A 26,031-nucleotide genomic window follows, 5' to 3' on the forward strand; every position below is an offset into this window, starting at 1 on the left:
CGTGACGAGAAATCGCGATTTCTAATCACGCCCACCGCTTCGTTTAGATTATTGAATATAATTGACACTCAGGTTGACGTTCTGGCTGCCATTAAGAGGGCCATTGGCAAACACTTTGGTTTGCGAGCTGTTGGCGATGAACGAGAACGTCCATGACGCCCCGGCCGACAAGCCGTTCCAATATGTGTCGTTACTGACCTGCGTGGTTGTATATCCGCATTTTCCACTGGTGCATATTTTAGCCTGCACAGTCCATGAACTGGGATTTCGCGAGTTGTAGGGCAGGGAGTTGTACCCCCACCTCACATTTGCTCCTGAAATTTTAGCGGAGGTTGATGTTCCGATGAGGGAGTTGATCGGCCCTGACATGTTATACCAGTAATTCGTCTGGTATATTGCGGGGTGTGGACCGCTGTTTCCCCAACTGCCATTGGCCGCGCCCGCATCGTCGACGGCGATGAAGCCGAGGGCGAGGGCGACCACCGATTTGACGAGCGCCATATTCACCGTCTTGAAGTCAATCATGCGATTTTCATCCTCTTGAGATGGCAAAGACTTCGTCACAAGAACAAGCCGCTCCAGATATGGCGATCATATCCCTGTCAAATGCCAAAGCTACAGTCGTCACGCGGTAGCTTGGCGCTCCAAATCCTGCGATTTGTTGCGGCAACGCAAAAAATCCCTTTCAGCAACAAGGGGCAACTGCGTTTTTTAACATATTGACAAGTTTTTTAACTCATGACAGATTCGAATGGGACGACTAAACTCAAATGAATGATAAGGCCCGCCGTGACCTCCTCGCCTCCGTCGAGAGCGATTGCGAGCGGCAGCGACTCCACTCGGCTCTCGGCTCCATCACACCCGAGCCGTCCGAGCGGAACGCAGGCTGATCCCCGTATCCGCGAAAACCGGGGAGGGTCAGGAACCCGGACCCATCCTTTTTCCAAGACAACCCTGCCCTCTCCGGGGCAGGTCGCGGTGAAACCTCGCTCACCTGCCTCGACCGAACCTGCCTCGATCGAGGCGCCGCGCCGCCGGCCCCCAGGCGCAAAACTTTATCTGCGGCCCCCGATGGTGTAGGCGCGGCGATCCGTTCCGCCCGCCCGCGGCGTGCGCCCTCCCCGGGGCGACGCCGCCCCCGAGGTCGCTCCCGATGTCCACCCGCCTCGCCGACACCTTCGCCCGCTGCCGCGCGGACAAGCGCGCCGCCCTCGTCACCTACGTGATGGCCGGCGATCCCGACCCCGAGACCTCGCTCCAGGTGCTGCGCGCCCTGCCGGAAGCCGGGGCCGACATCGTCGAGTTCGGCCTGCCCTTCACCGATCCGATGGCCGACGGGCCGGCGATCCAGGCGGCAGGCCTGCGGGCGCTCAAGGTCGGCCAGACCCTCGCCGGCACCCTCGAGCTGATGCGCCGCTTCCGGGCCGGGAATGCCGGCACGCCGGTGATCCTGATGGGCTACTACAACCCGATCTACACCTACGGCGTCGCCCGCTTCCTCGACGAGGCCAAGACGGCCGGCATCGACGGGCTGATCGTGGTCGACCTGCCGCCGGAGGAGGACGACGAGCTCTGCCTGCCGACGCTCGAGGCCGGCCTCGCCTTCATCCGTCTCGCCACCCCGACCACCGACGAGGCCCGCCTGCCGGCGGTGCTCGCGAACACCTCGGGCTTCGTCTACTACGTGTCGATCACCGGCATCACCGGCACGGCGACCCCGGATTTCGGCGTGGTCGGCGGCGCGGTCGAGCGCATCCGCCGCCACACCGACCTGCCGGTGGTGGTGGGCTTCGGCGTCAAGAGCGGCGAGCACGCCGCGTCGATCGCCCGCTACGCCGACGGCGTCGTGGTCGGCTCGGCGATCGTCGACGCGCTCGCCCGCACCCTCGACGGCGAGGGCCGGGCCGGCGCGGGCTCGGTCGAGGCGGTGACGACGCTCGTGCGCGATCTCGCCGCCGGCGTGCGCGCCGGCCGGGCGGGCTGAGGCGACAGACCCCATATCACCGAACACGATTCCGACGACCGAGGAGCGATCATGGTCGAGGCGATGAACTGGATCTCCGAGGTCGTGCGGCCGAAGATCAAGACGCTGTTCAAGCGCGAGACGCCGGAGAACCTCTGGGTGAAATGCCCGGAGACCGGCCAGATGGTGTTCCACAAGGAGGTGGAGGCCAATGGCTGGGTGATCCCCGGCTCCGAGCATCACCTGCGCATCACCGCGCAGCAGCGCCTGAAGCTGATGTTCGACCAGGGCACCTGGCTCGACGTGCCGCTGCCCGACGCGCCGGCCGACCCCCTGAAGTTCCGCGACGAGAAGCGCTACGCCGACCGGCTCAAGGATGCCCGCGCCAAGACCGGGATGACCGATGCGTTCAAGGTCGGGTTCGGGCGCGTCGGCGGCCTGCCGATGACGCTGGCGGTGCAGGATTTCGGCTTCATGGGCGGCTCGCTCGGCATGGCGGCCGGCGAGGCCTTCGTGCGCGGCGCCGAGACCGCGCTCGAGAAACGCACCCCCTACGTGCTGTTCGCGGCCTCCGGCGGCGCGCGGATGCAGGAGGGCATCCTGTCGCTGATGCAGATGCCCCGCACCACCGTGGCGGTGCGCCGGCTTAACCAGGCCCGCCTGCCCTACATCGTGGTGCTGACGAACCCGACCACCGGCGGCGTCACCGCCTCCTACGCCATGCTCGGCGACGTGCATCTCGCCGAGCCGGGGGCGCTGATCGGATTTGCCGGCCCGCGGGTGATCGAGCAGACCATCCGCGAGAAGCTGCCCGACGGCTTCCAGCGCGCCGAGTACCTGAAGGAGCACGGCATGGTCGACCAGGTCGTGCATCGGCGCGACCTGAAGGTCACCATCGCGCGCCTGTGCGGGCTGCTGATGCAGGTGCCGGCGGACGGCCTGGCACCGGCCGAGGCCAAGGTGGAGCCGAAGCCCGAGGTCAAGGCCGTGCCGGCGTGAGGCATGGCGGGGACGGGGCGGGCCCGCCTCCGGCAAAGGCCGGGCTTGCGGGTCCGCCCCGCCTCTGATCCTCTCTCGCGCCCCGCCCCCGACGGGCGGCGGGCCAGGTCGACATCCCCCGCGAGAACGCCGCGCGAGACCCTTGATGGAATCCTCCGACGCCCTGATGGCGCGCTTCCTCGCGCTGCATCCGCGCACCATCGATTTGTCGCTGGGCCGGATCCAGCGCCTGCTCGCGGCGTTGGGGCATCCCGAGCGGCGGCTGCCGCCGGTGATCCACGTGGCCGGCACCAACGGCAAGGGCTCGACCATCGCCACCATGCGGGCGATCCTGGAGGCCGGTGGGCTCTCGGCCCACGTCTACACCTCGCCCCATCTTGTGCGCTTCCACGAGCGCATCCGCCTCGGCGCGGTCGGCGGCGGCCGCTTCGTGCCCGAGGAGCGGCTGGCCGAGGCCTTCGCCCGCTGCGAGGCGGTGAATGCCGGCGAGCCGATCACGGTCTTCGAGATCACCACCGCGGCGGCCCTGCTGCTCTTCTCCGAGGCGCCCGCCGACGTGCTGCTGCTCGAGGTCGGCTTGGGCGGCCGGGTCGACGCCACCAACGTCATCGACCGGCCGGCCTGCGCCGTGGTGACGCCGATCGGCCGCGACCATGCGGAGTATCTCGGCGACACCGTCGAGGCGGTGGCCGGCGAGAAGGCCGGCATCTTCAAGCGCGGCTGCCCGGCGGTGATCGCACCCCAGGACTACGCCCAGGCCGACGCGGTGCTGTGCGCCCGGGCCGAGGCGGTCGGCGCGACGCCGATCCTCGTCGGCAACCAGGATTTCTCCGCCCACGAGGAGCGCGGCCGGCTGGTCTACCAGGACGAGGACGGGCTGCTCGATTTGCCGCGGCCGCGGCTTGCCGGGCGCCACCAGATCGTCAATGCCGGCACGGCGATCGCGGCCCTGCGCGCCGCGGGCTTCGGCGACATCGGCACCGAGGCCTTCGAGGCCGGGCTCGCCGCCGTCGAATGGCCGGGCAGGCTGCAGCGCCTGCGCCGGGGCCGCCTCGCCGGCCTGGTTCCGGCCGGCTCGGAACTCTGGCTCGACGGCGGCCACAACATCGATGGCGGGCGCATCCTCGCCGCCGCGATGGCGGACCTGCAGGAGCGCGGCGACGCGCCGCTCGTCCTCGTCAGCGCCCTGCTCGGCACCAAGGACGCCGAAGGATTCCTGGCAAATTTCGCCGGGCTCGCCCGTTTCCTGGTGGCGGTGCCGCTGCCGGGCCAGCTGGCGGCGCGGCCGGCCGAGGAGGTGGCGGAGATCGCCGGGCGCGTGGGCCTCTCCGCCACGACGGCGCCGAGCGTCGAGGCGGCCCTGGTCTCGCTCGGCGACCGGGCCTGGGAGCGGCCGCCGCGGGTGCTGATCTGCGGCTCGCTCTACCTCGCGGGCGCCGTGCTCGCCGCCAACGGCACCCCCCCGACCTGACTCGGGCCCCCTGACGCGGCCGGGGAGCCGTGGCGGCGCGAGACAATCCTTACCGCTTCGTAAACGGACCGGGCCGGCAAGATCATTTTCCGAGGGGGAAACCCGGGATGGTTTGCCGACAGGCTTGACATTTTCCAGGCTCCGCTCGCCGCCCGTGTCGTTGCCGCACCGATGTGGCCGAACTGCTACATCGTGCACGAGGGAAATGGTCTAGCTTGGTGTCGATCGGGGAACCTGCTGGGGACCATCATGAAGAAACTCCTGAGTGCTTTCGCTGCCTTCACCGCGCTGACCGCCGCCGCTTCGGCCGCGGACCTGCCGCGCCGCGTCGCTCCGCCGCCGGTCTTCACGCCGGTGCCGGTCTTCACCTGGACCGGCTTCTACGCCGGTTTCAACGCCGGCTACGGCTTCAACACCGCTGACACCCGCGCCCCGACCGTGATCGGCGTGCCGGCCGGCACCACCGCCGCCAACAGCGTGTTCATCAACCAGTTCGGCCAGCCGGCCACCGGCGTGCTCGCCTTCGGCAACCGCAACAGCAACGACGGCTTCGTCGGCGGCGGCCAGGTCGGCTACAACTACCAGCTCACCCCGGGCTCGGGCGTGGTCATCGGTATCGAGGCCGACGCCCAGTACGTCGACTTCGGCCGCAGCCGCAACCGCTTCGCCTTCGCGACCGTTCCGGGCGGCGGCATTGCCCCGGGCACCCTGGTGTTCAACCCGAACGGCATCTCGGGCCTGGACTTCTTCGGCACCGTGCGCGGCCGTCTCGGCTACGCCTGGGACCGCACCCTCGTGTACGCCACCGGCGGTTTCGCCTACGGCTCGGGCGGTGGTCGCGACTTCGGTCTGACCAACGCGTCGCGTGACGACTTCCAGACCGGCTGGACCGTCGGCGGCGGCGTCGAGTACGCTCTGCCCACCGACTCGTTCCTGAACTTCTTCCGTTCGTCGGCCGTGACCCTCAAGGTCGAAGGCCTGTACGTGAAGCTCGACCAGGGCAACCGCAACAACGGCGTGTTCACCCAGACCGCCAACGGCACGCAGTACTCGGTGTTCTCGCCGGGCGTCGTGTCGGTCGGCCCGGCCAACCTGTACCGTCGCGAGACCGAGTTCGCGGTCGTCCGCGCCGGCCTGAACTACAAGTTCGGCTCGTACTAGGACCTACCATCCGTCACTGCGACGGAGCGGAGCCCGGCCTCACGGCCGGGCTTTTCGCGTTGTGGGTCCGGGAGAACGCCCCGATGAAGCGGACCGGGATACGCCGCACGACCGCGGCGGGTCCGAAGGCATCGTCGGTATGGATATCCGAATGGGGACGGAAAAACGGCACGAGGCGCGACACCACCGCGCCGGTCTGTCCGGGCTGGAGGCGATGACCCTCGCTTCCGCGCGCACCTTCCCGCGTCACGGGCACGACCAGCTGGGGATCGGGGTCATCGTGGCGGGCGGCCACCGCTCATGGAGCGGCCGCGGTCCCGTCGAGGCCCTCGCGGGCGACGTCATCACCGTCAATCCGGGCGAGATCCACGACGGCGCGCCGATGCGGGCCGAGCCGCGGACTTGGCGGATGCTCTATGTCGAGCCCCACCTCCTCGATGATCTTCTGCGCGAGACGAGGCCCGGCCGCGTCGAGATCACCTGCCCTGCCGTGAGTGACCGGGCGCTTGCCGCCCATATCACCCGACTCTTCGCCGAACTGACCGCGCCCGCCCCGGCACCCCTCGCAATCGAGGAGACGATGGTGCGGGCATTGACGTACCTCGTCTCGCACTACGGCAGCCGCCCAGTGCCACGTCCGGGGCCACCGCCCTGCGTGAGCCGCGCCCTGCGCCGGATCGAGGAGGCCCCTGAGCGGCCGACGACCCTGGCGGAGCTGGCCGGGCTGTCGGGGATCGGCCGGTTCCAGCTCCTGCGCGGCTTTTCCCGCGCGGTCGGCACCACGCCGCACGCCTATCTGGTGCAGCAGCGTGTCCGATTGGCCCGCCGCCTCCTCGCGGCCGGCCGCAACCCCGCGGAAGCCGCAGTGGAATCGGGCTTCGCGGAACAGAGCCACATGACCCGTGCCTTCGTCCGTCAGTTCGGCGTGACGCCCGCCCGCACCCGGTCGGCCCTCGCCTGAGGCGCAATCGCGTTCAAGACCGCGGCGCGTCCGCACGCGACAACGCCCATGGAAACCGGACGCGACGCGGGGAACGCAATGGGACAGGATCAGACCTATATTCACGGCTACGCGGTGGCGGAGGACCGTCGCCTGCACGATCAGGCGGCGACGCTCGAAGAACTCCTGCACCACGATCTTACCTTCCCGGCCGGAAGTATCGTGCTGGAGGCAGGGAGCGGGGTCGGAGCCCAGACGATCCCGCTCCTGAGGCGCAACCCCGGCATCCGGCTCACCTGCCTGGACAGATCTGCGCCCTCCCTCGACGCGGCCCGGGCGCGTCTCTGCGCGGCCGGCCTGCCCCTCCCCGAATTCCGGCAGGCGGATTTGCGCGCGATGCCCTTTTCGGACGGCGCCTTCGATCACGCCTTCGTCTGCTTCGTGCTGGAACACCTGCCGGAGCCGGAAGCGGCCCTCGCCGAGCTACGCCGCGTTGTGCGCCCGGGTGGAAGTCTCACGGTGATCGAGGGCGATCATGGTTCCGTCCTCCTCCATCCCGACGACGAGGCCGCCCGGGCGGCGATCGCCTGCCAGGTGGCGCTGCAGCGGGCGGCCAGCGGGGATGCCCGCATCGGCCGCCGGCTCGCCCCCCTCCTCGTAGGCGCCGGGTTCACCGCGGTACGGGTTTCGCCGCGCCCGGTTCTTGCCGATGCGACCCGGCCGGCCCTGGTGGATGGGTTCGTCCGCCGCACCTCCACGGCGATGGTCGCCGGAATCCGGGACGAGGCCATGCAGGCGGGGCTGACCGACGCGGCGGCGTTCGAGGCCGGCTTGCGTGGGCTCCTGCGCACGGCGGAGGGAGACGGCACCTTCGGCTACACGTTCTTCAAGGCCACGGCCGTCGTCCCGTCCGTTCACCGGTAATCGTTCGGATCGAGGCCGTGGCGGGCGATCTTGTCGTAGAGGGTCTTGCGGGGCGTCCCCAGGGCCTCGGCCGCCACCCGCACGTCGCCGCCGGCCATGATCAGCTCGTCGCGGATCAGGCCGCGCTCGTGGCGGTCCATCTGCTCGGCGAGCGTCGCGGGCTTGGCCGGCTCAGGCACGGCCGGGCCGGTGGGGCTGAGCCCCAAGGCGCAGCGCTCGGCGAAATGGCCGAGCTCGCGGACGTTGCCGGGCCAGTCGTGCCGGCTCAGATGCTCGCGCATCGCAGGCGTCACCGGCGGCGGCTCGCGGTTGAAGCGGGCGGCGGCCTTGCGCAAGAAGTGCTCGAACAGCAGCGCCACGTCCTCGCGCCGCTCGCGCAACGGCGGGATCGCCACCGAGACGACGTTCAGGCGGTAATAGAGGTCGTCGCGAAACGTGCCCTGCGCGGCGGCTTGGCCGAGATCGATCTTGGTGGCGGCCACCACCCGCATGTCGACGGGCTGGATCGCGTTGGTGCCGAGCGGCTCTACCACCCGCTCCTGCAGCACCCGCAGGAGCTTGACCTGAATGTTGAGCGCCATGCTCTCGATTTCGTCGAGGAACAGCGTGCCGCCATCGGCGTGCGCGATGCGCCCGACCCGCTTCTTGAGCGCGCCGGTGAAGGCGCCGGCCTCGTGGCCGAACAGCTCGCTCTCGACCACCGTGTCGGGGAGCGCCCCGCAATTCATCGCGACGAAGTTGCCCTTGGCCCGGCGGCTCCAGCGGTGGAGGGCGCTCGCCACCACCTCCTTGCCCGAGCCGGTCTCGCCGAGGACCAGCACGTCGACATCGGCCTGCGCCACCTCGCGCACGAACTGGCGCAGCCGCGTGATGGCGGGAGAGACGCCGAGGAAGGCCGGATCCTCCGCCACCGCGGCGTCGAGGCGGGCGCGCAACGAGCGGTTCTCCTGCACCAGCGCCCGGCGCTCGAGGGCCCGGCGCACCGAGGCGACCAGGGTCTCGGCCGGGTAGGGCTTGGCCAGGAAATCGTAGGCGCCCGCGCGCATCGCCCGGACCGCCATGGTGATGTCGCCGTGGCCGGTGATCAGGATCACCGGCAATTCGGGATCGGCCTCCTGGATCGCCGCGAACAGCCCGAGCCCGTCGAGCCCCGGCAGGCGCACGTCGGTGACGACGACGCCCGGCGGATCGGCCAGAATCGCCCGCAGGGCCGATTCGGCGTCGCCATGGGTCTCGACGGAAAAGCCCGCCAGATCCAGGCTCTGGCCGTTGGCGCGGCGCACCTCCTCCTCGTCGTCGACGAAGATCACCCGGTGGGTTTGGGCGCTCATGCGGCTTGTCCCATCGCGGGGGCCAGCGGCAGCTCGACCCGGAACAGGGCGCCGCCCTCGGGAGAAGCGCCGGCCGACAGGGTGCCGCCGCACTCCTCGACGATGCCGCGGGAGATGGCCAGCCCGAGGCCGAGGCCGCTCGCCTTGGTGGTGAAGAACGCGTCGAACACCTGGGCGCCCCCCTCGGGCAGCCCGGCCCCATTGTCGCCCACCTCCAGCACCGCGCGCTCCCCCATGACCCGCACCGTCACGGCGATGCGGGGATCTTTCACGCCCGCGACCGCGTCGAGGGCGTTCTGCACCAGGTTGACCACGACCTGCTCCAGCCGCGGCCCCTCCCCCAGCACATAGGGCGAGGGCTCGGGGAGCGCGAGGGCGAGGTCGATGCCGGCAAGCCGCCCCTCGACCACCTCGAGGCTCGCCCGCACCACGCCGCTGAGCGCCACGGGGTCGCGCCGGCCCGAGGCCTTGCGGGCGAACCCCTTGAGCTGGCGGGTCAGGGCGGCGATGCGCTCGGTCAGGCGGCCGACCGCGGCGAGGTTCTCGGTCGCCTCGGGAAATCGCTCGCGCTGGATCAGGATGCCGGCATTGTCGGCATAGGAGCGGATGGCGGCGAGCGGCTGGTTGATCTCGTGCGCCATGCTGGCGGCGAACTGGCCGAGCGCGGCGAGGCGGCCGGCATGGGCGAGCTCGCGCCCGAGGCGCTGGCGCTCGGCCTCCGCCCGCTGGCGCTCGGCGATCTCGGCCTTGAGCTTGCGGTTCGTCTCGGTCAGCGCCTCCGTCCGCGCCCGCACCCGTTCCTCCAGCTCGATGCGCCGGGCCGCCGCCTCGGCGAGGCTCGCCCGCAGGCGCCGGCGCCGGCCGACGATCTCGGCGAGCCCGAGGCAGGCGAGGCCGACGGCGAGGCCGGCGATGACCTGGGCCTGGATCCGCTCGCGCGCCACCGCGACGCCGACCCGGGTCAGGGTGTGGAGCCGCCAGGTCGTGCCCGGGATGTCGGCGTCGAGGGGCAGGGCCAGCCGCGCCGGCTCCGCCCCGTTGCCGATCCGCACCAGGGTCCCGTCCGCCGCCGGATGGATCGGCACCGGCGCGAGCGGGGCCGAGCCGAATTCGAGCCGCTCGCGGATCAGCCGGCGCTCCTCCTCCGGCACCGGCCGCAACGTGCCGAAGCGCCAGGACGGCTCGCTCGCCATCAGGACGATGCCGCGGGGATCGGTGACCATCACGGTCTCGCCGCCCTTCTTCCAGGACGCGCGCCAGGCCGCCTCGATCCCGTCGAACTCGACCTTGACCACCACCACGCCGGTCCGCCCGCCCGGGCCGGCGACCCGGCGGCTGAGATAGAGGCCGGGCCGGCCGCTGACGGTCCCGAGCGCGAATTGCCGGCCCGCCCCCTCGGCGAGCGCCTGCTGGACATAGGGCCGGAACCCGTAATTCGTCCCGACGAAGCTGCCGGGCTCGCCGGCATTGCTCGCCGCGACCGCGAGGCCGTCCTGGCGCACGACGTAGATCACCGCCGCCCCCGAGGCGTGGGCGATCTCGGCCAGGCGGTCGTTCACCCGGGCGAGCAGGGCCGGATCCGGGGCAGGCCCGACCACGGCGGTGATCTCCGGGTCGCTGGCGAGCGCGAGCGGCAGCGAGCCCTGCTTCTGCATCTCGGTGCGGAAGGCCGCGACCTGGAGCGCGAGCGTGGCATTCGCCGAGCGCCGCAGGTCGGCGAGCGCCGCCCGCTCGGCGGTACGGCCGGCGAAGAGGGCCGCCGCCAGCACCGCCGCGAGGCCGAGCAGCCAGGGCCAGGCCGGGGAGCGCGGCAGCGCGCGCCAGCCGGTCACGGCCGCCTCGCCGGACCAGGAATTTTCCTGCCGGTGGATGCGGATTTCCGGAACAATTTCCGCCCCGCGTTGCGGCGCGCCGGAAGCCTCTCCGCGGCCGTTTCCCCCTGTCCCATGAAAATCCTTTTATTGGTCGGCACTTAACAAAAAATTTCGGAATTTCGCCGGCTGGCACGCCGGTTGCCATTGTGTGTCCGTCCGCAGCCTGCCGGTGAGCGGCAGGCCTCGCGAAAAGGTCGATCACTGCCGAACGGCGAAACGCCGCCGCACGGCCAAGAGCAAGAGCGCCACAGCGGTTTTTGCCGCCAACGCCGTCCCGTCACGAGCCATGCAGGGAGAACGTCCAATGGCTACCTCCGTCCCGTCCCCGCTGACCGCGCCGCACGCGCCGCCGAAGCCGAAGCCGATCTACAAGACCCTCTATTTCCAGGTCCTGGTCGCTGTCGCGATCGGCATCACGCTCGGGCACTTCTACCCGCAGCTCGGCGCCGACATGAAGCCGCTCGGCGACGCCTTCATCAAGCTCGTCAAGATGATCATCGCCCCGGTGATCTTCCTCACCGTGGTCTCCGGCATCGCCGGCATGACCAACCTCGAGAAGGTCGGCCGGGTCGGCGGCAAGGCGCTGATCTACTTCCTCACCTTCTCGACGCTGGCGCTGATCGTCGGCCTCGTGATCGCGAACCTCGTCCAGCCGGGCGCAGGGATGCACATCGATCCGAAGTCGCTCGATCCCAAGCAGATCGCGATGTACGCCGAGAAGGCGAAGTCGCAGACGATCACCGACTTCCTGATGAACATCATCCCGTCGACGGCGGTGGGTGCGTTCTCGGGCGGCGAGATCCTCCAGGTCCTGTTCTTCTCGGTGCTGTTCGGCTTCGGCCTCGCCTTCCTGGGCGAGCGCGGCAAGCCGGTGCTCGACTTCATCAAGATCCTGTCCGAGGCGATCTTCGGCGTCGTCCACATCATCATGAAGGTCGCCCCGATCGGCGCCTTCGGCGCGATGGCCTTCACCATCGGCAAGTACGGCATCGCCTCGCTCGCCAACCTCGCCTACCTCGTCGGCGCGTTCTACCTCACCTCGGCGATCTTCGTCTTCGGCGTGCTCGGCCTCGTCGCCCGCTACAACGGCTTCTCGATCGTCAAGCTGATCCGCTACATCAAGGAGGAGCTGCTGCTCGTGCTGGGCACCTCGTCCTCCGAGTCGGCGCTGCCCTCGCTGCTCGAGAAGATGGAGCGCGCCGGCTGCTCGAAGCCCGTTGTCGGCCTGGTGGTCCCGACCGGCTACTCGTTCAACCTCGACGGCACCAACATCTACATGACCATGGCGGCCCTGTTCATCGCCCAGGCGACGGACACGCCCCTCACCTACGGCGAGCAGGCGCTGCTGCTCCTCGTCGCCATGCTGTCCTCGAAGGGCGCGGCCGGCGTCACCGGCTCGGGCTTCATCACGCTGGCCGCGACGCTGGCGGTGGTCCCCTCCGTGCCGGTCGTCGGCATGGCGCTGATCCTCGGCATCGACCGCTTCATGTCGGAGTGCCGGGCTCTCACCAACTTCATCGGCAACGCGGTCGCCTGCATCGTGGTCGCCCGCTGGGAGGGTGAGGTCGACATGGACCGCCTGAAGGCCGCCCTCGACGGCAACCCGATGCCGCTGGAAGACCTCGGCCCGGTGCCGGCGCTCCAGCCGGCCGAGTGAGCGACGATCCGGGGCCATCCGCCCCGGGCCATCACGAGGGGCGGCCCTGCGCACGGCGCGGGGCCGCCCTTTTCGTTTTCCGGGTTATCGTCCCGTCGAATGGTCTCGGGAGGATGTTCGATGGCGGGCGGCGACTGGCGCGGGATGGACCGCGCCACACTCGGCAAGGCCTACGACAATTCCGGCGCGGTCGCCGGCAGCAGCGCCTTCATGGGGAATTTGCGCGAGCGCAGCGCGGCCTTCCGCGAAGCCCATCCCGGCGAGCTGGACATCCCCTACGGCGCGGGCGCCCGCCAGCGTTTCGACCTGTTCCGGTGCGGCCGGCCGGAGGCACCGCTCGTCGCCTTCATCCATGGCGGCTACTGGCAGCGCAACGACAGGACCGGCTTCTCGGCGCTCGCCGAAGGGCCGCTCGCCCGCGGCCTCGACGTGGCGATGATCGGCTACACGCTCTGCCCCGAGGCGACGATGACGGCGCTCGCCGCCGAGATCCCGGCGGCGCTCGCCCGTCTGCGTGCCCATGCGAACCCGCGGCGCCTCGTCGTCTCGGGCTGGTCGGCCGGCGGCCACCTCGCGGCCCTCGCCATGGCCTGCCCGGAAGTCGATGCCGGTCTGGCGATCTCGGGCATCTTCGACCTCGCGCCGATCCGCCGCACGGCGCTCGACGACGCGCTCCACCTCACGCAGGACGAGGTGGTCGCGCTCTCCCCGATCCGGCACCTGCCGGTGACATCCGGCCCGCTCACCGTGGCCTATGGCGGCGACGAATTGCCGGAGCTGTGCCGGCAGTCGCAGGTCTATCAGGCCGCCTGGGCCGGGACCGGCCTTCCCGGCGACCTCCTGCCCCTGCCCGGCGACGACCATTTCACGGTGCTCGACCAGATGATCCGGCCGGACGGCGCGCTGACCGAAGCGGCCCTGCGGCTGGCCGCGGGCTGAGCCGTCCGTCCCCCGCAGGACCGTCCGGAGCGCGATCGTCCCGACGGCCGCCCCTATCGCTCCTGCGCCGGGAGCCCGGACGCGATAAGAACGTCCCTCAGCCGCACCGCGACGGCATCCGTGCGTATCGAAGAGCGGTTCAGTGGAGGAGACCAATCCGTGGCCCGCATCCCCTACGCCGACACCACCCGGCCCGAGACGGCCGCCCTCGCCGAGCGGATCGTCGCCGAGCGGGGCGAGATCCTGCATCTCTACGCGATGCTGCTGCACAGCCCGCCGGTCGCCGAGGGCTGGCTCGCCTTCCTGACCGCGATCCGCCAGCGTTCCGAACTGCCCGGCGACATCCGCGAACTGGTGATCGTGCAGGTCGCGCACCTGAACGGCGCCCGCTACGAGGCCGAGCAGCACGTGCCGATCGCGCTGCGCGAAGGCGTGACACAAGGCCAGCTCGACGCCCTGCCCGAGTGGGAGCCCACGGCATTGTTCGGCGAGCGCGAGCGCGCGGTCCTGGCCTATTGCGACGCGATGACGAGGACCATCCACGTCGATCCGGCGGTGTTCTCGGCCCTGCGCGACCATTTCGACCCGCGGGCGATCGTCGAGCTAACCGCCACGATCGGCGCCTACAACATGGTGTCGCGGTTCCTCGAGGCGATCGGGATCGATTCCGCCGACGACAAGGGAGTGGTTCGATGAGCCGCCGCATCGCCGTGATGGGCCTCGGCCAGATGGGCTGGCCGATCGCCCGCAACCTCGCCCGCAAGGGGAACGGCACCGAGACGTTTGTCGCCGTCGATGCCGATCCGGCCCGGGTCGCCGGCCTGTCGGAGCCCGGCATCACCGTTACCGCCGACAGGAGCGCGGTGGCGGGTGCCGAGGTGCTGATGCTGTGCCTGCCCGACGGCGACGTGGTCGAGAGCGTGCTGTTCGGCCCGGACGGGCTCGGTTCCCGCCTCGCCCCGGGGGCGATCGTGGTCGATCTCAGCACCACCGCGCACGGCCAAGCGGTGGCGATCGGCCGGGCGCTGGAATCGCGGGGATTCTCCTTCCTCGACGCGCCGGTCTCCGGCGCGCCCGCCGGGGCCGAGGCCGGGACGCTCACGGTGATGTGCGGCGGCACGCCGGAGACGTTTGCGGCGATGAAGCCGCTGCTGGAGCGCATCGGCACCCAGGTGCTGCATATGGGCCCGCTCGGCAGCGGCCAGCTCACCAAGACGATCAACAACGTGATCTACGACATCAACATCGCGGCGCTCGCCGAGGTGCTGCCGATGGCGGTGGCGATGGGCCTCGACCCCTCGCTGCTGGCCGGCGTGGTGACCACCGGCACCAGCCGCAGCTACGCCTCGCAATATTTCGTGCCGCGGATCCTCAGGGGTGAGTTCGACGAGGGCTACCCGCTCGCCAAGGCCTACAAGGACCTCGTCAGCGCCGCCGAGGTCTCGGTCGGGCGCGGCTTTCCCCTGCCGGTGACGGCGGCGGCCACCGCGACCTACCAGATGGCCCTGCGCGCCGGCCACGGCGACCGCGACAAGGGCGCGATGGTGCTGCCCTTCGAGGCGATGCTGGGCGTGAAGGTGAGGGCGCCTTCGGAGTGAAGACACCGCGGACGGCGACCCAGAGCCCGTTTGGGCGGGCTTTACGCTTCCAGACCTGCAAACGAGGGACCGTCCCACCCTCCCACCTCATCCTGAGGTGTTAGCCGATCAAAGATCGGCTGACCTCGAAGGAGGGCTCCAGAAGTCCCGGCGATCCCTGGAGCCCTCCTTCGAGGCTCCCTTCGGTCGCACCTCAGGATGAGGAGGCAGGATAGGATTCGCCGCCTCGTACCAGGGTGTCGCTGGAAAACAGCCTCAAGCAGTGTCTCAGGTCGGCGACAGGACGTGGATCGTCCGGGAGACGATGTGGTCCTTGGTCCTGGCTCCGTAGGCGATCATGTGGGGCGCCGCCGCATGCGCCTTCAGGGCGTCGAGGCTGGCCCATTTCTCGATCACCACGAAGGTGTCGGGTCCGAACGGCGCCTGGAACGGGCCGACGCCGTCGGCGTCGATCGCCGCGCCGTACTCGATGCAGCCCTCCTCGGCATGGACCGCGGGCACGTTCGCCCGGAAGGCGTCGAGCACCGTGTCGCGCTGGCCGGGCTTGGTCTGGATGACGGCGAGGACGTGGATCATGGGGTTTCCTCCTTGATGTTATCGATGGGACGCGGTCACGCCGCCTCCCGCCCCGGCCGGACGGCCAGCCGCGACAGGCTCACCACGCTGGCGATGCCCGCGAAGGCGGCGCCGAGCGCGAGCGCGAGGGCCGGGCCATGCGCCGCCGCGACCGCGAAGCAGGCGGCCACCAGGGCCGCCCCGGTGGTCTGGCCGAGGAGCCGCGAGGTCGCCACGATGCCGCTCGCGCCGCCGGCCCGGGCCTGGGGCGCGCTCGTCATGATGGCGCGCAGGTTCGGCGCCTGGAAGAAGCCGAAGCCCGCCCCGCACAACGCCATCCGCCAGGTGAGGCTGAAGGTGCTCGGCTCGGCCGGCAGCGCCGCGAGCGAGGCCATGCCGAGGGCCAGGATCGCGAGCCCGATCCCGCCGAGCAGGCCCGGCGGGTAGCGGTCCGACAGGCGGCCGGCGATCGGCGCCATCACGGCGACGACCAGCGGCCAGGGCGTCATCAGGAAGCCGGTCTCGACCTGCGAGCGCCCGAGATCGTGCTGGAACAGGAAGGGCAGCGACACGAAGGCGAGGCCCTGCGCGGCGAAGGAGCAGACCGAGGTCGCGGCCGAGAGCGCGAAGAGCGGGCGCCGGAACAGGTCGACGGCGAGCATCGGCGCCGGGTGGCCGGCCTGGCGGCGCAGCAGCAGAGCGCCGCAGGCGAGCGCGCCGGCGAACTCCGCCAGCACCCGCCAGAGCGGCCCGGCATGGGCCGCCTCGCCGAGGCCGAGCACGAACAGCGCGAAGGTACCGGCGTTGAGGAGCGCGCCGATCCGGTCGAAGGCGTGGCCGGCCCGGTTCGTCTCGGGGAGGGCGCGCCGGGCGAGCGCCAGGGCCGCGAGGCCGATCGGCAGGTTGACGGCGAAGAGCCACGGCCAGGGCGCCGCCACCAGGATCAGCGAGGCCATGGTCGGCCCGAGGGCGAAGCCGACCCCGACCACGAAGGCGTTGAGGCCGAGCCCCCGCCCCAGCTCGTGCGTCGGATAGATGAAGCGGATCAGCGCGACGTTGACCGCCATCAGGGCGCTCGCCCCGACGCCCTGGAGCACGCGGGCGGCGACGAGCGCCGGCAGCGACCAGGCCAGCGCGCAGACGAGCGAGGCCAGGGTGAACAGCACGAGCCCGGCGAGGTAGACCCGCCTTTGCCCGACGATCTCGCCCAGAGCCGCGATCGGCAGCAGGGTCGCCACCACGGCGAGCTGGTAGGCGTTGACGATCCAGACCGAATTCGCCGGATCGACGCCGAGATCGGCCGCGATGGTCGGGAGCGCGGTGTTGGCGATGGCGGTGTCGAGGGTGGCGAGCGCCACGCCGGCGAGCACCGCCGCCATCGCCTCCCGGCGTTGCGCCGGCGGCAGGCCCTCGCGGGCGGGCTTGGTCATGTCCGGGGCGGGAGGGGGCGGGGCAAGCTGTGACACCCGCCCTGGATGGGTCCCGGCGGCGGCGTTGGCAAGCGGGTCGCGGCGCAGATCAGCGTTGTCGATCGTCGGCGGTGTCCCTCCGATGATGCGGGGCTGTCCAGGGACAGGAATGGCGCGGGTTTTGCCCCTCTCCCCGCGGGCGGGGAGAGGCCCGATGACCCCTTGTCGGGTCATCGGGGAGCCCACAGGGCGAGGGTGAGGGGGTGTTTCCGGATGAGACTTCTCCGGCACCGCCCCCTCACCCTCGCTCCGGCTTTCGCCTGCGCTCACTTCATCGACGACAAGGTCGATGAAGTCCTCTCCCCGCCCGCGGGGAGAGGGGGAAACCCGCGCCTCTTCTGTCTCCGGACAGCCCGCATGGAAGCGCGAGCGCTGGCCCCCCCGCCTGCCCCCACATCACGCAGCGCATGCCCGAATTCCCCGCACCGCCAGGCTTGCATTCGGCATAAAAATCTCGCCATGATCGCCCTCATGAGATTTTTCGATCACCTCGGCGGGAGCGACGATCGGTCGACGGGCGGCCGACCGTGAGCGCGCCGCCCGACGACGCCTCCGTCGCCCAGCGGATCGCCCGCGGCTTTCCGGGCCTGAGCCAGTCGCACCGCGAGGTCGCGCGCTACGTGCTCGACCATCCGCTGAAGGCTGCGACCCTGCCGGTCGCCGATCTGGCCGAGCTGGTCGGGGTGTCGGTCGCCACCGCCAACCGCTTCGCCCGGGCGCTCGGCTATGACGGCTACGCCCAGTTCCGCGCCGCCCTGGTGCTCGGCTTCGAGGGGGCGCTGGCGCCGGTGGAGAAGCTGCGCGGCGACCTGGAGCAGCCGGCCGATCCGGGGACCGTCTTCGATGAGACGTTCGCGGCGATCGCGCGCAACCTGGAGGCGACGCGGGCCGGCCTCGATGCCGGGGCCTGCGCGCGGGCGGTGGCGGCGATCCAGGCGGCGCGGCGGGTCTACATCGTCGGGTTCGGCAGCTCGTCCTGGCCGGCGGGGCTGCTCGCCCGCAACCTCGACCTCACCCGCCAGGACGTCCACCTGCTCGCCACCGTCGAGGGCCCGGCCTTCGCGGCGCGCGTCATGCGGCGGCTGACGGCGGACGACCTCGTCATCGTGCTCGCCACGCCGCGCTACTTCGCCGACACGGTGCGGCTGGCGACCCAAGGCCGGGAGAGCGGCGCGACCGTGCTGGCGCTGACCGACGGGCCGCACTCGCCGATCGCCGCGCAGGCCACGATCACGCTGTGCGTGCGGACCGACAGCCGCTACTTCGCCGCGTCCGACGCCAGCCTCGCCGCCCTGGTGGAGGCGCTGTCGAGCGCCGTGGCGCATGCCTCGGGCAGCCTCGTCGCCGTGGCGACCCGGCTCACCGAATCGGTCCTGCCCTGGCTCGACGGCGATTACGCCGCCTGGCCGCCGGCCGCCGCGATGACCGCGCCCTCGCCCGACCCGTCCCGCAACTCCTCCCCGACCCGGATCCCGAGCCATGACCGATCCCCGCCCCGTCCTCGTCATCCATGGCGGCGCCGGCACGATCGCGCGGCCGGACGCCGGCAGCGACGGCGAGGCGCCCTATCACGCCGCCCTCGCCGGGATCCTGGCGGCCGGCGAACGCTGCCTGCACGAGGGCGGCAGCGCCCTCGAGGCGGTCGCCGTCGCGGTCGACCTGCTGGAGGAATGCCCGCTGTTCAATGCCGGGGTTGGCGCGGTCTTCACCAGCGCCGGCACCCACGAGCTCGACGCCGCGATCATGGACGGCGCCACCTTGCGGGCCGGAGCGGTGGCGGGCCTCGCCCGGGTGCGCCGGCCGGGCCGGGCGGCGCGGGCGGTGATGGAGGACGGCACCCACGTGCTGCTCGCCGGCGCAGGCGCCGAGGAATTCTGCCGCGGCCACGGCCTCGAGATGGTCGAGCCCGACTTCTTCTCGACCGCGCTGCGCCGCCGGCAGCTCGAGGCCGCGCAGGCCCGCGGGCGGGTCAGCCTCGACCACGACGAGACGGCGCCCCTCGACGAGCGCCGGAAATTCGGCACCGTCGGCGCGGTGGCCCTCGACCGCGACGGCCATCTCGCGGCGCTGACCTCGACCGGCGGCATGACCAACAAGCGGCCCGGCCGCATCGGCGATTCGCCGCTGATCGGCGCCGGCACCTATGCCGACGACCGCACGGCCGCGGTGTCCTGCACCGGCACCGGCGAGGTCTTCATCCGGGCGGCGGCCGCCTACGACGTCTGCGCCCGCATGGCCTATGCCGGGCTCGATCTCGACGCCGCGGCGGAGGCGACGGTCCGCGACGGGCTGACGCCGCTCGGCGGCCAGGGCGGCCTCATCGCGGTCGATGCGCGGGGCAACGTCGCCATGCCGTTCAACACCGCGGGGATGTATCGCGGCCTCGTCCGGGCCGGCGACGCGCCTTCGACCGCGATCTTCTGAGAGCCGACCGTGACGCGTTCCCCCTCCCCTGCCCCTCCCCCGTCGCTGATCCTGCCCGACCGGCGCATCCTGTCGGTCTCGGACCTGACCGTGCGCTTCACCACCTCCGAGCGGACGGTCGAGGCGGTGCGCGACCTGTCGTTCCACGTCGAGGCCGGGGAGACCCTGGCGATCGTCGGCGAATCCGGCTCGGGCAAGTCCGTCACCTCGCTGGCCTTGATGCGCCTCGTCGAGCATGGCGGCGGCAAGATCGCCACCGGGCGGATGCTGTTTCGCCGCCGCTCCGGCGCGATCCTCGATCTGGCCCATGCCTCGAATGCCGAGATGCGCGAGATGCGCGGCGCCGAGATCGCGATGATCTTCCAGGAGCCGATGACCTCGCTCAACCCGGTCTTCACCGCCGGCGAGCAGATCGCGGAATCGATCCGGGTGCATCAGGGCAAGGGCCACGCCGCGGCCCGCGCGGAAGCCCTGCGGATGCTCGACCTCGTGCGCATCCCGGAGGCCCGCAACGTCCTGACGCGCTTTCCCCACCAGCTCTCCGGCGGCATGCGCCAGCGGGTGATGATCGCGATGGCGCTCGCGTGCCGGCCGCAGCTCCTGATCGCCGACGAGCCGACGACGGCGCTCGACGTCACCATCCAGGCCCAGATCCTCGAGCTGATCCGCAGCCTCCAGGACGAGATGAAGATGGGCGTCGTCTTCATCACCCACGACATGGGCGTGGTGGCCGAGATCGCCGACCGGGTGCTGGTGATGTTCCGCGGCGACAAGGTCGAGGAGGGGCAGGCCCCCGCCGTCTTCGCCGAGCCGCGCCACGCCTACACCAAGGCGCTGCTCGCCGCCGTGCCGCGTCTCGGCGCCATGGCGGGCAGCGACCTGCCGCGCAAGTTCGACCTGCTGCGGCCGGACGCGCCCGAGACCCCGGCGGCCGCACCGCTCCCGGCCGCGGCCCAGGATTGCACGGCCCGGGATTACACAGACCAGGACTACACAGCCCAGGATACCCGGCGGCCCGGCCCCCCGATCCTGCGGGTGCGCGACCTCGTCACCCGGTTCGACATCCGCGGCGGCCTGCTCAACCGGGTGCGCCGGCGCGTCCACGCGGTCGAGCGGATCAGCTTCGACCTGCAGGCCGGCGAGACCCTGGCCCTCGTCGGCGAATCCGGCTGCGGCAAGTCGACGACCGGCCGCTCGCTGCTGCGCCTCGTCGAGAGCCAGAGCGGGCTGATCGAGTTCGCGGGCGAGAACATCCGCGACCTCGCCCCGAACAGGCTCCAGGCGCTGCGAAAGAACATCCAGTTCATCTTCCAGGACCCCTACGCCTCCCTCGATCCGCGCCTCACCGTCGGCTTCTCGATCATGGAGCCGCTGCTCGTCCACGGCACGCCCCGGCGCGAGGCCGAGGCGCGGGTGGCGTGGCTGCTGGAGCGGGTCGGCCTGACCCCGGCGCAAGGGGCGCGGTATCCGCATGAATTCTCCGGCGGCCAGCGCCAGCGCATCGCCATCGCGCGGGCGCTCGCCCTCAACCCGAAGGTGATCGTCGCCGACGAGGCGGTCTCGGCCCTCGACGTCTCGATCCAGGCCCAGATCGTCAACCTGATGTTGGATCTCCAGCGCGAACTCGGCCTGTCCTACCTGTTCATCTCGCACGACATGGCGGTGGTCGAGCGGGTGAGCCACCGGGTCGCCGTGATGTTCCTCGGCCAGATCGTCGAGATCGGGCCGCGCCGGGCGATCTTCGAGAACCCGCAGCACCCCTACACGAAGAAGCTGATGGCGGCGGTGCCGGTCGCCGATCCGGCGCGGCGCCACGCGAAGCCCCGCGGCCTCCTCACCGGCGAGATCCCGAGCCCGGTCCGGGCGCTCGGCGACGAGCCGGAGGTGGCGCCGCTGGTCGAGGTCGGGCCGGGCCACTGGACCGCCCGTCACGTGGTCGGCGGCCTTGCGGCGTGATCGACGGCTTTCATCCCACCCGCGACCTCATCCTGAGGTGTCAGTCCATCAGAGATGGACTGACCTCGAAGGAGGGTTCCAGGAATCGCAGAGACTTCTGGAGCCCTCCTTCGAGGTCAGCCGATTTTCAATCGGCTAACACCTCAGGATGAGGTTGTAGATGGGAGAGAAAAGATCTCTGCCATGCCGTTCCTGCCGCCCGAACAGAATTTTAAAATTCAACGAAGGACTTCTCCGATGACCCGAGGCACATCGATGATCGTGCGTTCCCTCCTCGCCACCGGCCTGCTCTGCGGCCTCATCGCCAGCCCCGTGACCTCTGCACTCGCCGCCGGCGACCCGATCCTCGTCATCGGCGTGCAGCCCGAGACGCTCGATCCCTACAACACCAACACCACGCTCACGACCGCGGTCACCAAGTCGTTCTACGAAGGCCTGTTCGAATTCGACAAGGACCTGAAGGTCAAGAACGTCCTGGCCGAGAGCTACGAGGTCACGCCCGACGGTCTCGTCTACACCTTCAAGCTGCGCGAGGGCGTGAAATTCCATGACGGCACGGCGTTCGACGCCAATGCCGTGAAGGCGAACCTGGAGCGGGTGCTGAACCCCGAGAATCGGCTGGCCCGCTTCAACCAGTTCAACCGGGTCAAGACGGTCGAGGCGGTCTCGCCCTTCGTGGTGCGCATCACCCTGAAGGAGCCCTTCGGCCCGTTCATCAATTCGCTGGCGCACGCTTCTGCCGCGATGATCTCGCCGGCCGCACTCCAGAAATGGGGCAAGGACATCGCCTTCCATCCGGTCGGCACCGGCCCGTTCACCTTCGTCGAGTGGAAGCAGACCGATTCGGTCAAGGGCGCCAAGTTCGCCGGCTACTGGCAGGCCGGCCTGCCGAAGGTCGACAGCATCACCTGGAAGCCGGTGCCCGAGAACGGCACCCGCGCGGCGATGCTCCAGACCGGCGAGGCCGATTTTGTCTCGCCGCTCCCCTACGAGCAGGCCAAGACCCTCAGCGAGAACAAGAAGCTGAAGGTCATCGCGCAGGATTCGATCATCGAGCGCTATGTCAGCATGAACATGCTGCAAAAGCCGTTCGACGACCCGCGCGTGCGCCAGGCGATCAACTACGCGATCAACAAGGAGGCGCTGGCCAAGGTGGCGTTCAACGGCTACGCGACGCCCGCCAAGGGGATCGTGCCGGCCGGCGTGCTCTATGCCCACCCGCTGAGCGCCTGGCCCTACGACCCGGCCAAGGCGCGCCAGCTCCTGAAGGAGGCCGGCTACGCCAACGGCTTCGAGACCACCCTGTGGAGCGCCTACACCACCAGCACGGCGCAGAAGGCGATCCAGTTCGTCCAGCAGCAGCTCGCCCAGGTCGGCATCAAGGTGCAGACCCAGGCGCTCGAGCCCGGCCAGCGCGTCGAGTGGGTGCAGACCGCCCCCGACCCGAAGACCGCCCGCGTGCGGATGTACTATGCCGGCTGGTCGTCCTCGACCGGCGAGGCCGACTGGGCCCTGCGCCCGCTCTTCTCGACGGAAGCCTGGCCGCCGAAGCTCAACAACACCGCCTATTACAGCAATCAGGAGGTCGACGCTCTGATCGCCAAGGCGCTCGTCACGACGAGCGACGCCGAGAAGGCCGATCTCTACGCCAAGGCGCAGGAGCTGATCTTCAAGGATGCGCCGTGGGCGCCGCTCGTCATCGAGCAGAACGTCTACGCCACCTCCGCCCGCCTGTCCGGCGTGTTCGTGATGCCGGACGGCAACATCGACAGCCGCCAGGCCGCGATCGCGCCGTAAGGCCGTTCGGGGCGCCGCCGCGCGGCGCCCTCCCCTCCCCCTTCCATCCCCGGCGCCATGCTGACCTTCTTCCTCAAACGGCTCCTCGGCCTCCTGCCGACGCTCGCGATCGTCGCGGTGCTGGTGTTCCTGTTCGTCCACATGCTGCCGGGCGATCCGGCCCGGCTCGCCGCCGGCCAGGATGCCGACCAGCAGACCGTGGAGCTGGTGCGCGCCGAACTCGGCCTCGACCGCCCGCTGCCCGTCCAGTTCGGCCGCTACTTCCTGAACATGGCGCAAGGCGATTTCGGCACCTCGATCCGCACCCGCCGCCCGGTCTCGACCGAGATCGGCGAGCGCTTCATGCCGACGCTGCTTCTCACGCTCACCAGCATGGTCTGGGCGGTGGCGTTCGGGCTCGTCATCGGGGTCGTCTCGGCGGTCTACCGCAACGAGTGGCCGGACCGGCTCGGGATGACGCTCGCCGTCTCCGGCATCTCGTTCCCGGCCTTCGCCCTGGGGATGCTGCTGATGCAGATCTTCTCCGTCGGCCTCGGCTGGCTGCCGACGGTCGGGGCCGGCTCGTGGCAGCACTACATCCTGCCCTCGCTCACCCTCGGGGCGGCGGTGGCCGCCGTGATGGCGCGCTTCACCCGCGCCTCCTTCGTCGAGGTGTTGGGCGAGGATTTCGTCCGTACCGCCCGGGCCAAGGGGCTCAAGGAACGGGTCGTCATCGCCAAGCACTGCCTGCGCAACGCGCTGATCCCCGTCGTCACCATGATGGGCCTGCAATTCGGCTTCCTGCTCGGCGGCTCGATCGTCGTCGAGGCGGTGTTCAACTGGCCGGGCGTCGGCCGCCTGCTCGTCGATTCGGTCAACCAGCGCGACTATCCGGTGATCCAGGCCCTGGTGCTGATGTTCTCGCTCGAATTCATCCTGATCAACCTCGTCGTCGACCTGCTCTACGGGCTGATCAACCCGACCATCCGCTACAAGTGAGCCGGCCGTGTCTGAAACCGCTCTCACCGCCACGAAGGCCGTCGCCGCAATTCCCGCCGGCGTGCGCACCCCCTGGTCCGAGTTCTGGCGCAAGTTCCGGCGCCAGCCCGTCGCCGTCGTCGCGCTCGCCTTCGTGGTCCTGCTCGTCGCCGTGGCGATCCTCGCCCCCTGGATCGCCCCCTACGATGCGGAGAACTACTTCGATTACGACCGGATCAACGAGGGCCCGTCCTTCGCCCACTGGCTCGGCGTCGATCCCCTCGGCCGCGACATCCTGAGCCGTATCCTGCTCGGCGGGCGCATCTCGCTCGCCACCGGCTTCATGTCGGTGGCCATCGGCGGGCTGATCGGCACGGTGCTGGGGCTGCTCGCCGGCTATTACGAGGGCTGGTGGGACCGCATCGTCATGCGCCTGTCCGACGTGCTGTTCGCCTTTCCCGGCATTCTGCTGGCGCTCGGCGTCGTCGCCATCCTCGGCAGCAGCCTCGTCAACGTCGTGGTGGCGGTGTCCGTCTTCAGCGTGCCGGCCTTCGCGCGGCTCGTGCGCGGCAACACCCTGGTGTTGAAGCGCGCGACCTACATCGAGGCCGCCCGCAGCATCGGCGCCTCCGACCGCACGATCCTCACCCGCCACATCCTGCCCGGCACGGTCTCGTCGATCGTCGTCTACTTCACGATGCGGCTCGGCACCTCGATCATCACCGCGGCGAGCCTGTCCTTCCTCGGGATGGGCGCGCAGCCGCCGACGCCCGAATGGGGCGCGATGCTGAGCGATGCCCGGGCCGACATGGTCTCCTCGCCCCACGTGGCGATCTTCCCGAGCCTGGCGATCTTCCTCACCGTGCTCGCCTTCAACCTCCTCGGGGACGGCCTGCGCGACGCCCTCGACCCCAAGCTCGACCGGGCGTAAGGGGGCGCCATGACCGATACCCCTCCCCGCATCGGCCCGCTGCCGAGCGGCCCGCGCGACGCGATCACCGACGTTCCGGGCGTCACCGTCGGCCATTGCACCCTGTCCGAGGGCGCGATCCAGACCGGCGTGACGGTGATCCGCCCGCATCCGGGCGACCTCTACCACGACCGGGTGCCGGCCGCGGCGGCGGTGCTGAACGGCTTCGGCAAGTCGATCGGCCTGATGCAGCTGGAAGAACTCGGGCTGATCGAGACGCCGATCGCGCTCACCAACACCTTCGGGGTGCCGGCGGTGGCCGCCGCCCAGATCCGGGCGGCGCTCGCGGTCAATCCCGGCATCGGCCGCGAATTGCCGACCGTGAACCCGCTCGTCTTCGAGTGCAACGACGGCGCCCTCAACGACATGGCCCGGATGGTCGTGGGCGAGGCGCATTACCGCCAGGCGCACGATTCCGCCGACGCGGCGGTGGCCGAGGGCGCGGTGGGGGCCGGGCGCGGCATGTCGTGCTTCGGGGTGAAGGGCGGCATCGGCACCGCCTCGCGGCAGGTCGAGGCGGGCGGGCGGGCCGTCACGGTCGGCACGCTGGTCCTGGCCAATTTCGGCCGGCCGGCGCAGTTGCGCCTCTTAGGTCGGGCGGTCGGGCCGGTCCTCGCCGAGCGGCTGGAGGATCCCGGGACGGTCGCCAGACCTGAGAAGGGCTCGATCATCCTGGTGATCGCCACCGACGCGCCCCTCGACGCGCGCCAGCTCCGGCGCCTCGCGCTCCGGGCGGGCGCCGGTCTCGCCCGCACCGGCTCGGTCTTCGGCCATGGCAGCGGCGACATCGCGCTCGCCTTCTCGACCGCCTACACGCTGCCGCAGGATCCCGGCACCCCGATGCCGGCGGTGGCGATGCTGCACGATGCCCATCTCGACCCGCTCTTCGAGGCGGTCGCCGACGGGATCGAGCAGGCGATCGTCAACGCCCTGTGGCGCGCCGAGACGGTGACCGGCCGCAACGGCCATACCCGCCCGGCCCTCACCGAGGTCCTGCCCGAATTGCTGTCCGACCCCGCCGCCCTCCCCTCCCCTTCCCGGTGATG

Annotated in this window: 21 protein-coding genes and 1 pseudogene; 17 read left to right on the forward strand and 5 right to left on the reverse strand. The window is 70.5% G+C overall.

All coding sequences use genetic code 11. The features are described 5' to 3' along the window. Nucleotides 1–48: 48 nt before the first annotated feature. Nucleotides 49–525, reverse strand: a complete 477-nt coding sequence (locus tag F1D61_RS23945; protein WP_203154568.1) for a hypothetical protein — start codon at nt 523–525, stop codon at nt 49–51. A gap of 628 nt (nt 526–1,153) precedes the next feature. Here F1D61_RS23945 and trpA point away from each other — a divergent pair. The 6 genes from trpA to F1D61_RS23975 all read left to right on the forward strand — a co-directional run bounded on the left by trpA (nt 1,154) and on the right by F1D61_RS23975 (nt 7,458). Then, on the forward strand, nt 1,154–1,984 hold the full coding sequence (gene trpA, locus F1D61_RS23950; protein WP_203154569.1) for a tryptophan synthase subunit alpha: 831 nt from the start codon (nt 1,154–1,156) through the stop codon (nt 1,982–1,984). A 51-nt stretch (nt 1,985–2,035) separates the two neighbouring features. Continuing rightward, nucleotides 2,036–2,962 carry an acetyl-CoA carboxylase, carboxyltransferase subunit beta gene (accD, locus tag F1D61_RS23955; protein WP_246775497.1) on the forward strand — a complete coding sequence of 309 codons (927 nt, stop codon included), beginning with the start codon at nt 2,036–2,038 and terminating at the stop codon, nt 2,960–2,962. Nucleotides 2,963–3,107: 145 nt separating this feature from the next. Next, entirely contained in the window at nt 3,108–4,433 is a 1,326-nt protein-coding gene (locus tag F1D61_RS23960) for a bifunctional folylpolyglutamate synthase/dihydrofolate synthase (protein WP_203154570.1), read from the forward strand. 249 nt (nt 4,434–4,682) lie between these two features. Then, the gene (locus tag F1D61_RS23965) at nt 4,683–5,594 is read left to right on the forward strand and encodes an outer membrane protein (RefSeq protein WP_203154571.1); all 912 of its coding nucleotides are present in this window, start codon (nt 4,683–4,685) and stop codon (nt 5,592–5,594) included. A gap of 214 nt (nt 5,595–5,808) precedes the next feature. After that, nucleotides 5,809–6,555: an AraC family transcriptional regulator gene (locus F1D61_RS23970; RefSeq protein ID WP_246775498.1), complete on the forward strand. Its 747-nt coding sequence runs from the start codon at nt 5,809–5,811 to the stop codon at nt 6,553–6,555. A 78-nt stretch (nt 6,556–6,633) separates the two neighbouring features. Beyond that, nucleotides 6,634–7,458: a methyltransferase domain-containing protein gene (locus F1D61_RS23975; protein WP_203154573.1), complete on the forward strand. Its 825-nt coding sequence runs from the start codon at nt 6,634–6,636 to the stop codon at nt 7,456–7,458. Here the strand turns inward: F1D61_RS23975 and F1D61_RS23980 are convergent. After that, nucleotides 7,449–8,789, reverse strand: a complete 1,341-nt coding sequence (locus F1D61_RS23980; RefSeq protein ID WP_203154574.1) for a sigma-54-dependent transcriptional regulator — start codon at nt 8,787–8,789, stop codon at nt 7,449–7,451. The genes F1D61_RS23975 and F1D61_RS23980 overlap by 10 nt on opposite strands. Next, on the reverse strand, nt 8,786–10,621 hold the full coding sequence (locus F1D61_RS23985) for a sensor histidine kinase (RefSeq protein ID WP_203154575.1): 1,836 nt from the start codon (nt 10,619–10,621) through the stop codon (nt 8,786–8,788). The genes F1D61_RS23980 and F1D61_RS23985 overlap by 4 nt, the downstream gene beginning before the upstream one ends. A gap of 346 nt (nt 10,622–10,967) precedes the next feature. On the opposite strand from F1D61_RS23985, the gene F1D61_RS23990 reads away from it, so the two are divergent. From F1D61_RS23990 to F1D61_RS24005, 4 genes are all read left to right on the forward strand, one after another. Next, on the forward strand, nt 10,968–12,320 hold the full coding sequence (locus F1D61_RS23990; protein ID WP_203154576.1) for a dicarboxylate/amino acid:cation symporter: 1,353 nt from the start codon (nt 10,968–10,970) through the stop codon (nt 12,318–12,320). Nucleotides 12,321–12,440: 120 nt separating this feature from the next. Next, nucleotides 12,441–13,259 carry an alpha/beta hydrolase gene (locus tag F1D61_RS23995; protein ID WP_203154577.1) on the forward strand — a complete coding sequence of 273 codons (819 nt, stop codon included), beginning with the start codon at nt 12,441–12,443 and terminating at the stop codon, nt 13,257–13,259. A gap of 159 nt (nt 13,260–13,418) precedes the next feature. Next, on the forward strand, nt 13,419–13,955 hold the full coding sequence (locus tag F1D61_RS24000) for a carboxymuconolactone decarboxylase family protein (RefSeq protein ID WP_203154578.1): 537 nt from the start codon (nt 13,419–13,421) through the stop codon (nt 13,953–13,955). Then, nucleotides 13,952–14,857, forward strand: coding sequence for an NAD(P)-dependent oxidoreductase (locus tag F1D61_RS24005; protein WP_203154579.1), 906 nt, complete (start codon nt 13,952–13,954; stop codon nt 14,855–14,857). The genes F1D61_RS24000 and F1D61_RS24005 overlap by 4 nt, the downstream gene beginning before the upstream one ends. Before the next feature lie 267 nt (nt 14,858–15,124). Here F1D61_RS24005 and F1D61_RS24010 read toward each other — a convergent pair whose 3' ends face one another. Both F1D61_RS24010 and F1D61_RS24015 read right to left on the reverse strand, forming a co-directional pair. Beyond that, nucleotides 15,125–15,433, reverse strand: a complete 309-nt coding sequence (locus F1D61_RS24010; protein WP_203154580.1) for a putative quinol monooxygenase — start codon at nt 15,431–15,433, stop codon at nt 15,125–15,127. A 35-nt stretch (nt 15,434–15,468) separates the two neighbouring features. After that, nucleotides 15,469–16,842, reverse strand: coding sequence for an MFS transporter (locus tag F1D61_RS24015; RefSeq protein WP_203154581.1), 1,374 nt, complete (start codon nt 16,840–16,842; stop codon nt 15,469–15,471). A 566-nt stretch (nt 16,843–17,408) separates the two neighbouring features. Here F1D61_RS24015 and F1D61_RS24020 point away from each other — a divergent pair. From F1D61_RS24020 to F1D61_RS24050, 7 genes and pseudogenes are all read left to right on the forward strand, one after another. Further along, a pseudogene (locus tag F1D61_RS24020) lies at nt 17,409–18,119 on the forward strand (MurR/RpiR family transcriptional regulator); the annotation flags it as partial. Between the two features lie 241 nt (nt 18,120–18,360). Then, nucleotides 18,361–19,305 (forward strand): isoaspartyl peptidase/L-asparaginase family protein, encoded by a 945-nt coding sequence (locus F1D61_RS24025; RefSeq protein WP_203154582.1) that lies wholly within the window; start codon nt 18,361–18,363, stop codon nt 19,303–19,305. A 9-nt stretch (nt 19,306–19,314) separates the two neighbouring features. Continuing rightward, entirely contained in the window at nt 19,315–21,261 is a 1,947-nt protein-coding gene (locus F1D61_RS24030; protein ID WP_203154583.1) for a dipeptide ABC transporter ATP-binding protein, read from the forward strand. A 255-nt stretch (nt 21,262–21,516) separates the two neighbouring features. After that, nucleotides 21,517–23,058 carry a glutathione ABC transporter substrate-binding protein GsiB gene (gene gsiB / locus F1D61_RS24035; protein WP_203154584.1) on the forward strand — a complete coding sequence of 514 codons (1,542 nt, stop codon included), beginning with the start codon at nt 21,517–21,519 and terminating at the stop codon, nt 23,056–23,058. Nucleotides 23,059–23,115: 57 nt separating this feature from the next. After that, a complete protein-coding gene (gene gsiC, locus F1D61_RS24040) occupies nt 23,116–24,036 on the forward strand; it encodes a glutathione ABC transporter permease GsiC (RefSeq protein ID WP_203154585.1) in 921 nt (306 codons plus the stop codon). A gap of 7 nt (nt 24,037–24,043) precedes the next feature. After that, a complete protein-coding gene (gene gsiD, locus F1D61_RS24045) occupies nt 24,044–24,946 on the forward strand; it encodes a glutathione ABC transporter permease GsiD (protein ID WP_203154586.1) in 903 nt (300 codons plus the stop codon). Between the two features lie 9 nt (nt 24,947–24,955). Then, nucleotides 24,956–26,029: a P1 family peptidase gene (locus F1D61_RS24050; protein WP_203154587.1), complete on the forward strand. Its 1,074-nt coding sequence runs from the start codon at nt 24,956–24,958 to the stop codon at nt 26,027–26,029. The last annotated feature ends 2 nt before the right edge of the window (nt 26,030–26,031 follow it).

This window comes from Methylobacterium aquaticum (assembly GCF_016804325.1).
Classification (GTDB): domain Bacteria; phylum Pseudomonadota; class Alphaproteobacteria; order Rhizobiales; family Beijerinckiaceae; genus Methylobacterium; species Methylobacterium aquaticum_C.